Source organism: Streptomyces sp. NPDC002574 (genome assembly GCF_042889545.1).
Taxonomy (GTDB): Bacteria; Actinomycetota; Actinomycetes; order Streptomycetales; family Streptomycetaceae; genus Actinacidiphila.
Window position 1 is genome coordinate 387,635 of record NZ_JBIARB010000008.1, and the last position, 13,160, is coordinate 400,794.

General features: G+C 73.5%; 13 protein-coding genes. 11 read left to right on the top strand and 2 right to left on the bottom strand.

Features of this window, described 5'->3' with window-relative positions:
* Nucleotides 1-33 precede the first annotated feature (33 nt).
* A complete protein-coding gene (locus ACFYXS_RS21880; protein ID WP_389250585.1) occupies nucleotides 34-507 on the bottom strand; it encodes a DUF427 domain-containing protein in 474 nt (157 codons plus the stop codon).
* Between the two features lie 153 nt (nucleotides 508-660).
* Between ACFYXS_RS21880 and ACFYXS_RS21885 the strand changes: the two genes are divergently transcribed.
* The 3 genes from ACFYXS_RS21885 to tgmB all read left to right on the top strand — a co-directional run bounded on the left by ACFYXS_RS21885 (nucleotide 661) and on the right by tgmB (nucleotide 3,602).
* Nucleotides 661-2,184, top strand: a complete 1,524-nt coding sequence (locus tag ACFYXS_RS21885) for a cryptochrome/photolyase family protein (RefSeq protein WP_389250587.1) — start codon at nucleotides 661-663, stop codon at nucleotides 2,182-2,184.
* A 270-nt stretch (nucleotides 2,185-2,454) separates the two neighbouring features.
* Nucleotides 2,455-2,646 (top strand): putative ATP-grasp-modified RiPP, encoded by a 192-nt coding sequence (tgmA, locus tag ACFYXS_RS21890; RefSeq protein ID WP_389250589.1) that lies wholly within the window; start codon nucleotides 2,455-2,457, stop codon nucleotides 2,644-2,646.
* A gap of 23 nt (nucleotides 2,647-2,669) precedes the next feature.
* The gene (gene tgmB / locus ACFYXS_RS21895) at nucleotides 2,670-3,602 is read left to right on the top strand and encodes an ATP-grasp ribosomal peptide maturase (protein WP_389250591.1); all 933 of its coding nucleotides are present in this window, start codon (nucleotides 2,670-2,672) and stop codon (nucleotides 3,600-3,602) included.
* 38 nt (nucleotides 3,603-3,640) lie between these two features.
* Here tgmB and ACFYXS_RS21900 read toward each other — a convergent pair whose 3' ends face one another.
* The gene (locus ACFYXS_RS21900; RefSeq protein ID WP_389250593.1) at nucleotides 3,641-4,864 is read right to left on the bottom strand and encodes a saccharopine dehydrogenase family protein; all 1,224 of its coding nucleotides are present in this window, start codon (nucleotides 4,862-4,864) and stop codon (nucleotides 3,641-3,643) included.
* A gap of 147 nt (nucleotides 4,865-5,011) precedes the next feature.
* Here ACFYXS_RS21900 and ACFYXS_RS21905 point away from each other — a divergent pair, with 147 nt between their 5' ends.
* The 8 genes from ACFYXS_RS21905 (at nucleotide 5,012) to ACFYXS_RS21940 (ending at nucleotide 13,156) form a co-directional block, all read left to right on the top strand.
* Nucleotides 5,012-5,782: a TetR/AcrR family transcriptional regulator gene (locus ACFYXS_RS21905; protein ID WP_389250595.1), complete on the top strand. Its 771-nt coding sequence runs from the start codon at nucleotides 5,012-5,014 to the stop codon at nucleotides 5,780-5,782.
* Between the two features lie 204 nt (nucleotides 5,783-5,986).
* Complete coding sequence (locus ACFYXS_RS21910; protein WP_319658325.1) at nucleotides 5,987-6,643, top strand: response regulator transcription factor; 657 nt, start codon at nucleotides 5,987-5,989, stop codon at nucleotides 6,641-6,643.
* Between the two features lie 5 nt (nucleotides 6,644-6,648).
* A complete protein-coding gene (locus ACFYXS_RS21915) occupies nucleotides 6,649-7,818 on the top strand; it encodes a sensor histidine kinase (RefSeq protein WP_389250598.1) in 1,170 nt (389 codons plus the stop codon).
* A 49-nt stretch (nucleotides 7,819-7,867) separates the two neighbouring features.
* A complete protein-coding gene (locus ACFYXS_RS21920) occupies nucleotides 7,868-8,635 on the top strand; it encodes a DUF3152 domain-containing protein (RefSeq protein ID WP_389250600.1) in 768 nt (255 codons plus the stop codon).
* Entirely contained in the window at nucleotides 8,632-9,159 is a 528-nt protein-coding gene (locus tag ACFYXS_RS21925) for a VanZ family protein (RefSeq protein ID WP_389250602.1), read from the top strand. The genes ACFYXS_RS21920 and ACFYXS_RS21925 overlap by 4 nt, the downstream gene beginning before the upstream one ends.
* A gap of 134 nt (nucleotides 9,160-9,293) precedes the next feature.
* On the top strand, nucleotides 9,294-9,914 hold the full coding sequence (locus tag ACFYXS_RS21930) for a TetR/AcrR family transcriptional regulator (protein WP_389250604.1): 621 nt from the start codon (nucleotides 9,294-9,296) through the stop codon (nucleotides 9,912-9,914).
* 76 nt (nucleotides 9,915-9,990) lie between these two features.
* The gene (locus ACFYXS_RS21935) at nucleotides 9,991-12,273 is read left to right on the top strand and encodes an MMPL family transporter (RefSeq protein WP_389250606.1); all 2,283 of its coding nucleotides are present in this window, start codon (nucleotides 9,991-9,993) and stop codon (nucleotides 12,271-12,273) included.
* Between the two features lie 115 nt (nucleotides 12,274-12,388).
* Nucleotides 12,389-13,156 (top strand): uracil-DNA glycosylase, encoded by a 768-nt coding sequence (locus ACFYXS_RS21940; RefSeq protein WP_389250608.1) that lies wholly within the window; start codon nucleotides 12,389-12,391, stop codon nucleotides 13,154-13,156.
* Nucleotides 13,157-13,160 lie beyond the last annotated feature (4 nt).

A 13,160-nucleotide genomic window follows, 5' to 3' on the forward strand; every position in this document is an offset into this window, starting at 1 on the left:
CGCCCGCGGCGTGCCGCGCACCCACGTGCCGTGTCACCAGCCTTCCGTTCCCGCGGCGCCCTTGAAGGGGCCGGTGACGCGTGAGGTGATCCAGCCGCCGTAGAAGCCGCCGGGCTGCGGGACGACCGTCTCGCCGTCCACCAGGCAGCGGTCCACGCGGGAGGGATGGAAGGCGAGGAATCCGGCGATCTCCTCGTAGCCGGGGCGGGGGCGCGGACAGCTCCAGGCGGCCTCGTGGGAGATCCGGCCGCCCGCCACGAGGTCCCAGTAGGCGGCCTGCCCCTTCCACTCGCAGAGGGTGCGCAGCGCAGCGGGCCGCAGCAGTCCCGCGGACACCGCGTCCGGCGGGAGGTAGTAGACCGGCGGATGGCTGGTCTCCAGCACGCGGAAGGCGGACCGGGTGTCGGCCACCACGCGGCCCGCGTACTCGACACGCACATGCTCCGCGACGGCCTCGACGGCCGGCGGTCGCGGGTACTCCCGGACGGACTCCTTCGGCGCGGGCACCGCACGCTCCTCGGTCGGATCGGCCCCCGGTCCTTCCCCTCCGTTGTACTCCCGGGCACACGTACGGGCGGTGCGGCGCGCGGCCGACGGGACGTCCGGTACACCATGGTTTGTTCCGGTATTCAGGCCACCACTCTCCGGGAGCGCAGCCCGATGACGCCCCGCACGCCCCGCCCGCACTGGCTGTTCGGCGACCAGTTGGGCCCGCACTTCCTCGACCCCTCCGACGGCGGACCCGATCCCGGGGCGCCCGTGGTGATGATCGAGGCCCGCTCGGTCCTCGCGCGCCGCCGCTTCCACCGGGCGAAGGCGCACCTGGTGCTCTCGGCCATGCGCCACCGCGCCGCGGAACTCGGCGACCGGGTCCACTACGTCCGGGCCGAGACCTACGCCGAGGGCCTGCGCAAGGCGGTCGGCAAGGGACCCGTGACCGTCTGCCGTCCGACCTCGCGCGCCGCGCTCGGCCTGGTGACGGCGCTGGACGGGGTCGAGGTGCTGCCCGACCGCGGCTTCCTGGTGCCGGCGGGCGACTTCACCGCCTGGGTGGACGGCCGGGAAGGGGGGCGGCTGCGGCTCGAGGACTTCTACCGCTGGGTGCGCCGCTCGCACGACCTGCTCATGGACGGCGACCAGCCGGTGGGCGGCCACTGGAACCTCGACCACGACAACCGGGAGCCCCCGCCGCGCGACCGCCACGGCGGCACCCTCGGCGTCCCGGAACCGTGGCGGCCCCGCGAGGACGCCGTCGACGAGGAGGTGCGGCACGACCTCGACCGCTGGGAGCGCGACGGCACGGTCCGCTTCGTCGGGCGCGACGGGCCGCGGCGTTTCGCCGCCACCCGCCGGGAGGCCCTGGCCGCGCTGCGCCGCTTCACCGCCCACCGCCTGCCGGAGTTCGGCCGCCACGAGGACGCGATGCTGGCCGGGGACCCGGTCATGAGCCACAGCCTGCTCTCGGTGCCGCTCAACCTGGGACTGATCCACCCCGCCGAGTGCCTGGAGAGGGCCGAGCGGGCACTGCGGTCCGGGCAGGCGCCGCTGAACAGCGTGGAGGGCTTCGTCCGGCAGATCGCCGGCTGGCGGGAGTACGTCTGGCATCTGTACTGGCACTTCGGCCCGGACTACCGGCACCGCAACGCGCTGCGCCACCACACCCCGCTGCCGGACTGGTTCCTCGACCTGGACGCGGACGCGGTGCAAGCCCGCTGCCTGGCGACGGTGCTGGCCCAGGTCCGGGACACCGGCTGGACGCACCACATCCCGCGGCTGATGGTGCTGGGCAGCCACGCGCTCCAGCGCGGCTGGGACCCGGAGGCGCTGACCGACTGGTTCCACCGCTGCTTCGTCGACGGCTACGACTGGGTCATGGCGCCGAATGTGACCGGCATGTCACAGTTCGCGGACGGCGGCCTGATGACGACCAAGCCGTACACCTCCGGCGGCGCGTACATCCACCGCATGAGCGACCTGTGCGAGGGCTGCGCCTACCGCCCCGCCGAGCGGACCGGCGAGCGCGCCTGCCCGTACACCACCGGCTACTGGTCCTTCCTGCACAGGCATCGCGCCCGGCTGGCGTCAAACCACCGCATGGCCAGGGCGGTTCAGGGACTGGACCGGCTCGGCGACCTTCCCGACGTGCTGGCGCACGAGGCCGGGCGCGGCGACGGACCTCCGTGACGGATGCCACGCCGGGCCCGTCTGTGACGGTGCGCAATCTTCGCCGCGCAGCGGGTATCCGAAGGGTGTTGCGCCGCGGCGCCACCTACCCATCAGAGTCGGATTGTCACGGAGAGTAGCGAACTCAATGCACTCCAGGCACGTATAGTTACCTGCGTCACACCGGTAACAGGGAACGGTTCGGACTCCCGAGCGAGTCTCATACGTAGAGCCGCAGTTGGGCGCAGGGCCCGGAACCCGCCCGGCCCGGAGTGACAGTGAGGAGAAGCCATGCGACCGTTCGCGCTGATTCATGCCCGGCCGGCTACACCGGAAACGTTCACCCCCAACTACACCTACGACTCCGCGCGCCAGTTGAACGTCCTGCCCGACGGACGTCCCGTCATCAGCGACCACAGGCTGCTGCTCGCGACCGGCGCCACCGTCTCCACCGCGGGTTCCAAGACGCACTTCGACGACTGACCCCGCCTGCCCACCCGCCGCCGATGACCGTCCTGATCCTCACCTCCCCCGAGGACGTGACAGCCGACCTCGTGGTCGCCGCGCTGCACGACCGCGGGGCGCCTGTCGTGCGCCTGGACCCCGCCGATCTGCCCGGCGAGGTCTCCATGTCGGCCGAGTACATACGCGGCGACGTGCACGGCTACCTGTCCGTCCAGGAGCGCATGGTCAGCATGGGCAGCCTGCGCTCCATCTGGATCCGCAGACCCGGCACACCCGGCTCCGGGGCCGTCGAGCAGTCCGAGTGGCTGTCCGCGGAGGCCGGGCGGGCGCTGTACGGGGCCCTGCGCTGCGTGCGGGCGCGATGGATGAACCATCCCTCCGCCGCGGAGCAGGCCCGTTACAAGCCCTGGCAGTTGTTCACCGCCCACCACGCGGGGTTCGCGGTGCCGGCCACGCTGATCACCACATTCCCGCAGGCGGCACGGGAGTTCGCCGAGCAGCATCCGCGACTGGTGGTCAAGTCCGTGTCCGGCACCCACCCGGGCAATCCGCCCATGGCGCTGCCGACCACCCTGGTCGCCCCCGACGCCGACTTCTCCGCGGTCGCGGCGGGCCCCACGCTGCTGCAGGAGTACGTCCGCAAGACCGCCGACATCCGCCTGACCTGCGTGGGGACCCGGCTGTTCACCGCCCGCAAGAAGTCCGGCCCCGACCAGGTCGACGGGCGCTTCGGCAGCCCGGACGACGCGCGGTGGGAACCCGTCGAGGCACCCGCCCGGATCGCCCGCGCCGTGCGGGCGTACATGGAAGCCGCCGGACTGGCGTACGGCGCCTTCGACTTCGCCGAGGACGACGACGGCGCCTGGTGGTTCCTGGAGTGCAACCAGGGCGGCCAGTTCGGCTTCGTCGAGCTGGCGACCGGGCAGCCGATAACGGACGCGATAGCGGGCTGGCTGGCGTACGAGGCGGGCTGACCGCGGCGACCGCCCGACATACCGTCAGGGGTCGGGGGTCAGGACTCGCGGATGCCCCAGGGCGAGCCGTAGGCGGTCAGCAGGTCCAGGAAGGGGCGCGCCGCGAACGCCTCGGGTCCGAGCACCCCGGCGCCGGTCCAGGCGCCGGAGGCCATCAACTCCAGTGCCACCACCGGGTTGACGGCGGTCTGCCAGACGACCGCCTGGGAGCCGTACTCGCGCATCGACCACTGGTTGTCGACCACGTGGTACAGGTACACCTCGCGCGGCCGGCCGTCCCGTGTCCCCTTCACCCACGTCCCCGCGCAGGTCTTGCCGTGCATCCGCTCCCCCAGGGCGGCCGGGTCGGGCAGGCAGGCGGCCACGACGTCGCGCGGGCTGACCCGGACCGGGCCGTCCTGACCCGCGACCGTGACCGGCCCGGTGCGGTCCAGGCCCAGTTGGTGCAGCGTCCTGAGGGTGCCGATGAACTCCTCCCCCAGCCCGTACTTGAAGGTCACCCGCCGGGCGTCCACCCAGCGCGGCATCAGCAGCACCTCCTCGTGCTCGACGTTCACGCACTCGACGGGGCCGATGCCCTCGGGGAAGTCGAAGACCTCCGGCTCGCTGAACGGGGCCGTGGTGAACCAGCCGCGGTCCTGCTCGTAGACCACGGGCGGGTTCAGGCACTCCTCGATCGTGGTCCAGATGCTGAACGAGGGCGCGAAGTCGTAGCCGTCGACGGTGAGGTTCGCGCCGTCGCGCACCCCGAGTTCGTCGATGGTGTCGAAGAGCTCGTCGGCCGCGTGACGGGCGAAGACGTCCGACAGCCCCGGCTCGACGCCCATGCCGACCAGGGCCAGCCGCCCGGCCTTCTCCCACTCCTCGGCGCGCTCGAACTGCGCGTCGCCGAGCTTGACCCCGCACTCCTCGTGCGGGCGCTCCGGATGCGGACGGGAGAGCGACATGGCCATGTCGAGGTAGTCGGCGCCGGCCGCGAGCGCCGAGCCGAACAGCGGCATCACGAACCGCGGGTCGGTGGCGTTGAGCAGGACGTCGCAGCGGTGCGCGGCGAGCAGCGCGGTGACCGCGGCCTCGTCGGACGCGTCGACCCGGGCGGCGGTGAACCGTGCGTCGCCGCCGGCGGACACGGCGGCGACGGCGGCCTCCGCGCGCGCCGGGTCGTGGTCGGCGACCACCATCGCCTCGAAGAACTCGCGCCGGGCCGCGATCCGGGTGATGGCGGTGCCCACACCGCCGGCTCCCACTAGCAGTACGCGCATGGCTGACCAGCCTCCGTATCCGAGGCGGTGCCGCCTCTGGCAGGGGTAATCCGACGGCCCGATCGAACGCCCTGCCCGTTCCTACGGTCAATGGTGTTGGCATAAGCTCGTGCAACGTGCGGGAAGGGTGCGAGGGAGGAGGCGGCCGTGCCGAAGAAGGTGGTACCCGAGGCGGACCGCAGGCGCCGCCGCCCGACCCGCGGCGGGGCCGTCCTGTCGCACCGCCTCATCGTGGACACCGCGCTGCGCATGCTGCGCGAGCACGGCAGCGCGGGGCTGTCCGCACGGCGGCTCGGCGCCGCGCTCGGCGCGGACCCCAGCGCCCTCTACCGCTACTTCCGGGGCATGGACGACCTGATCCTGGCCATCGCCGACGACCTCATGGGCCGCGCCGTCGACGGCTGGCACGCCACCGGTGCCTGGCGCGCCGACCTGCGCGACCTGGGCCTGCGCGTCCACTCCGCGTACCAGGCGCACCCCCAGGCGGCGGTCCTGACCGCCGGCCGCGTCTCCGGCCGCGCCCATGAGACCGCAGCGGACGAGACCATCCTCGGCATCCTCCGCACGGCCGGGTTCCCCGACCCCGACGCGGTCGCCGTCTACCAGGCCTTCATCGACCAGGCCCTCGCCTTCGCCGCGCTCGACGCGGCCACCCTCGCCCTCCCCGCGGCCGCCCGCGAGGCCGACCACGCCGTGTGGGGCGCCACCTACGCCCGGCTCCCCGCCCGCACCCACCCGCACATCGCCGCCACCGCCGGCCTGCTGGTCGCCCGCATGAACCGCAGCGCCTACCCCACCGCGCTGGAGATGCTCCTCGACAGCGCCGAGGGCCGCCTGAACCGGGCCCGCACGACCGCGGCACCGGCACCGGCACCGGCCGACCGAGGGCCGGGCGGCCCCCCGGCCCTCACGTCCTGACGAAGGACGTGACCTGGCGGCGCATCGCACTGGCCTTCGGCGGGACCCCTTCCCGGAAGCCGGACTCGGCCTCGACGAGATCGCGCCCGTGCGCCCGCCCGGCGGCGCCACCGGGGTGACGGGGTCCCGCGCCGGACTCACGGCCGGTTCACCTCGTCTCCGCATACTGGAAGGTCCGGGAAGGCCGACGGAAGAGGTCGCAGCGTGCGCGTGCTGGTGGTCGAGGACGAGGAACTGCTCGCCGACGCGATAGCCGAGGGGCTGCGGCAGGAGGCGTTCGCGGTGGACGTCGTCCACGACGGTGAGGCGGCGCTGGAGCGGCTGGGGGTCAACGAGTACGACGTGATGGTGCTCGACCGGGACCTGCCGCGGGTGCACGGGGACGAGGTCTGCCGGCGCACGGCCGCCTCCGGCGCGGACGTGCGGATGCTGATGCTGACGGTGTCGACAACAGTGGCCGAACGTGTGGCGGGGCTGAGCCTCGGGGCGGACGACTACCTGGCCAAGCCGTTCGCCTTCGCCGAACTCGTCGCGCGGATCCGGGCGCTCGGCCGGCGGGTGCGGACGGCGACGCCGCCCGTGCTGGAGCGGGCGGGCATCCGGCTGGACCCGCATCTACGGGAGACCTACCGGGACGGCCGGTATGTGGCGCTGTCGCGGAAGGAGTTCGCGGTACTGGAGGAGCTGCTGCGGGCGCGGGGCGGCCCGGTGTCGGCCGAGGAGCTGCTGGAGCGGGTCTGGGACGAGAACATCGACCCCTTCACGACCATCGTGCGCGTCACGATCCGCGGGCTGCGCCGCAAGCTCGGCGATCCGGGCGTCGTGGAGACCGTCACGGGAGTGGGGTACCGGATCCGATGAGTGCCGTGTCCCGCCCGCCGTCCCGCCCGCCGTCCCGCCGCCCGTCCGGCCGCGCCTGGCGCGGCAGCCTGCGCGTCCAGCTCACCCTGGTCTTCGGTGTGCTGTTCTTCGTCGCCGGCGGTGCCGTGCTGGCGGGGTCCTTGATCCTGGTCCGCCACAGCATGCGTTTCAGTCTGGACCTCGCCTTCAGCCCGAAGGTCTTCCCGGGGTCGGAGGTGACGAAGACGCTCATCGTGGAGTCGATGCAGTCGAATCTGCTGGCCAAGGGCGGGCTGACGGTGCTGGCGGTGGGTCTGCTGGCGACGACCGCGGGCTGGCTGGCCGCGGGCCGGCTGCTGCGGCCGCTCAACCGGATCACGTCCACCGCCGAGCGCATCGCCGGCCGGACCCTGCACCGCAGGATCGCCCTGGACCTGCCCTCGGGCGAGGTGAAGCGGCTCGCCGACTCCTTCGACCGGATGCTGGACCGCCTGGACGGCGCCTTCGCGGGGCAGGAACGTTTCATCGCCAATGCGGCGCACGAACTGAAGACCCCGCTGGTGATCAACCGCACCCTGGTCGAGGTGGCGATGAACCGCCCCGGCGCCACCGAGGAACTGGTGCGGCTCGGCGAGAACCTGCTGGCCGTCAACGCCCGCCACGAGCGGCTGATCGACGCCCTGCTCACCCTGGCCCGCGCCGAGGACGCGCTCACCGACCGGGTCGCGCTGGACCTCGCGGACGTCGGCCGCACCGTGCTGACCGCGGCCGCGCCCGAGGCCGAACGGGCCGGTGTGCGGCTGGAGTCCGACCTGGGCCCGGCAGGTGTCGTCGGCGACCCCATCCTGCTGGAACAGCTGGTGCGCAATCTCGTGGACAACGCCGTCCGCTACAACGCGCCCGGCGGCCTCGTACGGATCACCTCCACCGACCTGCCGGGCGGCCCGCGCATCGTCGTCGGCAACACCGGGGCCGTGATCTCCCGGCACGAGATCCCGGTGCTCTTCGAGCCCTTCCGCCGGCTCTCCGACCGGGTCGGTTCGGCGCGCGGCAGCGGGCTCGGCCTGTCGATCGTGCGGGCAGTGGCGCAGGCGCACGGCGGTGACGTGACGGCCGAGCCGCGTGCCGGCGGCGGCCTGACCGTGACCGTCGCGCTGCCCTCCCAGCATGGCCACGGCGGTGTGAGGGGGGCGTGAGCTCCGGTGCTCACCGCCGCTTCACCGGCCGGAGTGTGGAGTGCGGTGCATGAAGCACAGTCCGACAGATGATCGACCGACGCGCCCGGGGCCCGCACGGGGCGTCAGGGCGCGGCTGCTGGCCGTGCCGGCGCTGCTCGTCGCCGTGCTGGGCCTGGTGGCGGCGCAGCCGGACGTCCGCGCGTGGGTCGTGGCCGTGGCCTCGGGCCGCGGCAGTTCCTCGTCCCTGGACGGGTCCACCGCAGCACGCGTCCCGCAGCACGGCGACGGCAGGTTCACCGCCGCCCCCGCCGGCTCGGGGGCGATCGGGCACGGGACCTGGACCCTGCGCTACGCCGTGGAGGTCGAGGACGGCACCGGGTACACCGCCGCGTCCGTGGCCCGCGAGGTCGACCGGATCCTCGCCGACCGGCGCGGCTGGACCGCCGAGGGCATCGTCTTCCGCCGCGTGGCCGGGCCGCCGTACGACTTCGTGGTCCGGCTGGCCACCCCCGACACCACCGACCGCCTGTGCGGCTCGTACGGCTTGGACACCGGCGGGGAGGTCAACTGCAGCGGCGGCAAGGACGTCGTGGTGAACCTCAAGCGCTGGGTGCTGCTCAGCCCCTTCTACAAGAACCGGACGGCCGACTACCGCGCCCTGATCATCAACCACGAGGTCGGCCACCGCCTCGGCCACGGCCACCAGGACTGCCCGGGCCCCGGCCGGCCCGCGCCGGCGATGATGCAGCAGATCAAGGGGCTGCACGGCTGCGTGCCCAACCCGTGGCCGTACGACGCCCACGGGCAGCCGATCAGCGGTCCCGCGGTCCCGTGACCGGGCAGCTGTTCCGGGTGCTGGGCGCGATGCCGCTGTTCTGGCCGGGAGCGCTGCTGTCGTCGGTGGCCGCGGGCGTGTGCGCCCGGCGGGCCGCGCGGCGGCTGGGGACGGGGCCGGTCACCGCCTTCTGCCTGGTGCTGGCGCTGGGAGGCATCGCCGTGACCACGCTGCTGGCGGACATCACCCTGGAACCGAACGCCATGCGGCGTTTCGGAGCGGGCACCTTCGCGACCGACTGGACCCTGCCGGGCCCGGCCGACGTCGCCGGGTTCGACCAGCGCGGCCTCAATGTGCTGCTGTTCGTGCCGCTGGGCCTGGCCGTGGCTCGGGCCCGCCCGGCACGGCGGGCCCTGGGCCTGGCGGCCGCGGCCGCCGTCCTGCCGTTCGCCATCGAGGCCGTGCAGTACGAGGTCGTGTGGCTGATGCGCGCCGCGGACGCCCAGGACATCGCCGACAACCTCTGCGGCCTGCTCATGGGCCTGCTCCTCGGCACGGTCACCCGTGCCCTCGGCCGCCCGTGAGCCGGCGCGGGTCCCGACGCGGGTCCCCGTCGGAGGCGTGACACAGGACACGTACGAAACCGTTTCGTTTCGCTGAGCCCTCCCCTAGGCTCAGACGAGTACGAAACCGTTTCGTTTAGATCGGTGTGATCCCCATGTCCGAAGCCGCCGTGGAGCGTCGCTCCCGCCTCACGCCCGAGCGGGAGGCGGAGCTGTACACGAGCACGCTCGACCTGCTCCGCGAGGTCGGCTACGAGGCGCTCACCATGGACTCGCTCGCCGCGCGCTCGCACTGCAGCAAGGCGACCCTCTACCGCCAGTGGGGCGGCAAGGCCGAACTGGTGGCGCGGGCGCTGCGGCACCAGAAGCCGGTGCACGCCGCCGACGTCGACACCGGGAGCCTGCGCGGCGACTTCCACGCCATGCTGACCGTGGAGGACGACAGGCGGCTGGCGCGCGACTTCGCGCTCATGCGCGGGCTGGCGATGGCCATCCACGCCAACCCCGACCTGCTGCGCGCCTTCCGCGAGCTGATGATCGAGCCCGAGCGCGGGGGTCTGGACGTCGTACTGCGGCGGGCCGTGGACCGCGGCGAGGTCCGCGCCGACAACCCCGCGCTCGACTACGTCGTGCACATGCTCGTGGGCGCCTTCGTCACCCGCGCCGTGATCGAGGACCGGCCCCCGACGGTGGCCTTCCTGACCGGCTACCTGGACTCCGTGATCCTGCCCGTCCTCGGCGTCGCCCCCGTCGCGGCCGGCCCGCCCGCCGGCTAGCCCGGCCCCGCCGCGGCCCGCCGCACGCCCATCCCCCCGCCCCGCCCTTCCACGACCCGACCGGGAGTACGTCCTCGTGGCCACATTCCTCTACCGCATCGGCAGACTCACCTACCGGCGACGGCACTTCGCCGTCCTGATCTGGGTGGCGCTGCTCGCGCTCGCGGGCGTCGGCGCCGCCAACGCGCCCACGGCGGGGAGTTCGTCGTTCTCCGTCCCCGGGACGGAGTCCCAGAAGGCGTTCGACCTGCTGGACCAGCGCTTCCCCGGCTCCAGCTCCGACGGGGCGACCGCCCGCGTGGTCTTCAAGGCCCCCGCCGGCGAGAAGATGACCGACCCGGACCACAAGAAGGCCGTCGGGGCGACGGTCGCGGAGCTGCGCCGCGGCTCCGAAGTATCCTCCGTGGACAACCCGTTCACGGCCAAGGCGGTGAGCAAGGACCACACCACCGCCTACGCCCGGGTCGCCTACGACGTCCCCGGCATGCAGCTGAAGGACTCCTCGCGCGACGCTCTGGAGAAGGCGGCCGAGCACGCCCGCGCCGACGGGCTGACCGTCGAGATCGGCGGTGACGCGCTCCAGGCCGCGCCCGAGACGGGGGCCACCGAGGTGATCGGCATCGCCATCGCCGCGGTCGTCCTCGTGATCACCTTCGGCTCGCTCGTCTCCGCCGGACTGCCGCTGCTCACCGCCCTCGTCGGAGTCGGCATCGGCGTCAGCTCGATCACCGCCCTGGCGAGCGCGCTCGACCTCGGCTCCACCACCTCCACGCTCGCGATGATGATCGGCCTCGCGGTCGGTATCGACTACGCGCTGTTCATCGTCTCCCGCTACCGCGCCGAACTCGCCGAGGGCCGCGAGGGCGAGGAGGCCGTGGGCCGGGCCGTCGGCACGGCGGGCTCCGCCGTCGTCTTCGCCGGCCTCACCGTGGTCATCGCGCTCGTCGGCCTGTCCGTGGTCGACATCCCCATGCTGACGAAGATGGGCATCGCGGCCGCGGGCACCGTCGTCATCGCCGTGCTCATCGCGCTCACCCTGATCCCGGCCCTCATCGGCTTCGCCCGGCGCCGCATCCGGCCCGCCGACGCGGGCGGCGGTCTGCTCCGCCGCCGCGGGAGGACGGCCGAGCACCACGCCCACCGCAAGGCGCGGGCCCTGGCCGCGCGGGGCACCGACCGGCCCAACATGGGCACCCGCTGGGCGCGCTTCGTCATCCGGCGGCCCGTCGCCGTCCTCCTGGTCGGCGCCGCGGCGCTCGGCGCGATCGCCGTGCCCGCCGCGTCGATCGAGCTCGGCCTCGGCGACGACGGCTCCCAGCCCGTCTCGACGACGCAGCGCCGCGCCTACGACCTCCTGTCCGACGGCTTCGGCCCCGGCTTCAACGGCCCGCTGGTCGTCGTCACCGACGCCCGGGGCGCCGACGACCCGAAGGACGCCGTCAAGGAGGTCGGGAAGAGCCTCGAGCGCCTCGACGACGTCGCGGCCGTCACCCCGGCCACCTTCAACAAGGCCGGGGACACCGCGGTCATGAACGTGGTGCCGGACTCCAAGCCGAGCAGTAGCGAGACCGAGCAACTGGTCACGGCGATCCGCGCCACCGGCGGCGAGATCACCGCGGACACCGGGGCGAGGATCTCCGTCACCGGCACCACCGCGTTGAACATCGACACCTCGCAGAAGCTCACCGACGCCCTGCTGCCCTACCTGGGGCTCGTCGTCGGACTGGCCTTCCTCCTGCTGATCGTCGTCTTCCGCTCGGTGCTGGTGCCCCTGAAGGCGGCCCTGGGCTTCCTGCTGTCGGTGATGGCCGCCCTCGGCGCCGTCGTCGCGGTCTTCCAGTGGGGCTGGTTCGCCTCGCTGCTCGGGGTGGAGCAGACCGGTCCCATCATGTCGATGATGCCGATCTTCCTGGTGGGCGTGGTCTTCGGCCTGGCGATGGACTACGAGGTCTTCCTCGTGACCCGGGTCCGTGAGGCGTACGTGCACGGGGAACGGCCCGGCCAGGCGATCGTGACCGGTTTCCGGCACGGTGCCCGGGTGGTCACCGCCGCCGCGGTCATCATGATCGCCGTGTTCGCCGGCTTCATCGGGTCGAGCGAGTCGATGATCAAGTCGATCGGCTTCGGGCTCGCGATCGCGGTCTTCTTCGACGCGTTCATCGTGCGCATGGCCATCGTCCCGGCGGTGCTCGCCCTGCTCGGCCGGCGGGCGTGGTGGCTGCCGAAGTGGCTGGACCGCCTCCTGCCGAACGTCGACGTCGAGGGCGAGGGGCTGCGCGTCCCGGCCGCGGACACCGTCCGCCCCGAGGAGCGCGACCACGACAGCGACGACGACCTGCTCCGGCCCGTCCGCGTCTGACACCGTCGCCGTCGGCCGACTGCCACCACGCTACTGACGCCCCCGCTGCGACCGCGCGGGGGCGTCAGTAGCGTGGTGGCAGCCGAAGGCCGGACGACCGCGAAGGGGGCCACTCATGGCAGTACGGGAGGAGTCGCCGCAGTACCCGGACCGCGCCGCCGCGCGGGCGGCCGATCTGGCGGCCCTGGACGAGGCCCTCACCGGCTGCCGTGCCTGCCCCCGGCTGGTGGCCTGGCGCGAGGAGACCGCCCGGGTCCGGCGCCGGGCGTACGCGGACGAGGAGTACTGGGCCCGGCCCGTGCCGGGCCTCGGACCGTCCGACGCCGGTCTGGCCGTCGTCGGGCTGGCCCCCGCGGCCCACGGCGGCAACCGGACGGGCCGGATGTTCACCGGCGACCGCTCCGGCGACGTGCTGTTCGCCGCGATGCACGCCGAGGGGCTCGCCTCGCAGCCGACGTCCACCGCCCGCGGCGACGGCCTGGAGCTGTACGGGGTACGGGTGACCGCGCCCGTGCACTGCGCGCCGCCCGCGAACAAGCCCACCACGGACGAGCGGCTGACCTGCCGCCCCTGGCTCGTGCGCGAACTGGAGCTGCTGCGGCCCACCCTGCGCGCGGTCGTCGTGCTCGGCGCCTTCGGCTGGCAGGCCCTGCTGCCGGTACTCGCCGACTCCGGCCGCCGCCTCCCGCGCCCGCTGCCCCGTTTCGGGCACGGCGCGCACGTCGAACTGCCCGGCGCCGACAGCGCGGAGCCACCGCTGCACCTGCTGGGCTGCTACCACGTCAGCCAGCAGAACACCTTCACCGGACGGCTCACCCCGGCGATGCTCCGCGAGGTCCTGGCGCGCGGCGCCGCGTACGCCGGGCTGCGCGGCGAGGCGTGAGGCG

Excerpts from the sequence above, each read along its gene's own strand:
- ACFYXS_RS21930 (WP_389250604.1), top strand. The coding sequence starts at position 9,294 with ATGTCCGAAGCCGCCGTGGAGCGTCGCTCCCGCCTCACGCCCGAGCGG.
- ACFYXS_RS21920 (WP_389250600.1), top strand. The coding sequence starts at position 7,868 with ATGAAGCACAGTCCGACAGATGATCGACCGACGCGCCCGGGGCCCGCA.
- tgmA (WP_389250589.1), top strand. The coding sequence starts at position 2,455 with ATGCGACCGTTCGCGCTGATTCATGCCCGGCCGGCTACACCGGAAACG.
- ACFYXS_RS21885 (WP_389250587.1), top strand. The coding sequence starts at position 661 with ATGACGCCCCGCACGCCCCGCCCGCACTGGCTGTTCGGCGACCAGTTG.
- ACFYXS_RS21900 (WP_389250593.1), bottom strand. The coding sequence starts at position 4,864 with ATGCGCGTACTGCTAGTGGGAGCCGGCGGTGTGGGCACCGCCATCACC.
- tgmB (WP_389250591.1), top strand. The coding sequence starts at position 2,670 with ATGACCGTCCTGATCCTCACCTCCCCCGAGGACGTGACAGCCGACCTC.
- ACFYXS_RS21940 (WP_389250608.1), top strand. The coding sequence starts at position 12,389 with ATGGCAGTACGGGAGGAGTCGCCGCAGTACCCGGACCGCGCCGCCGCG.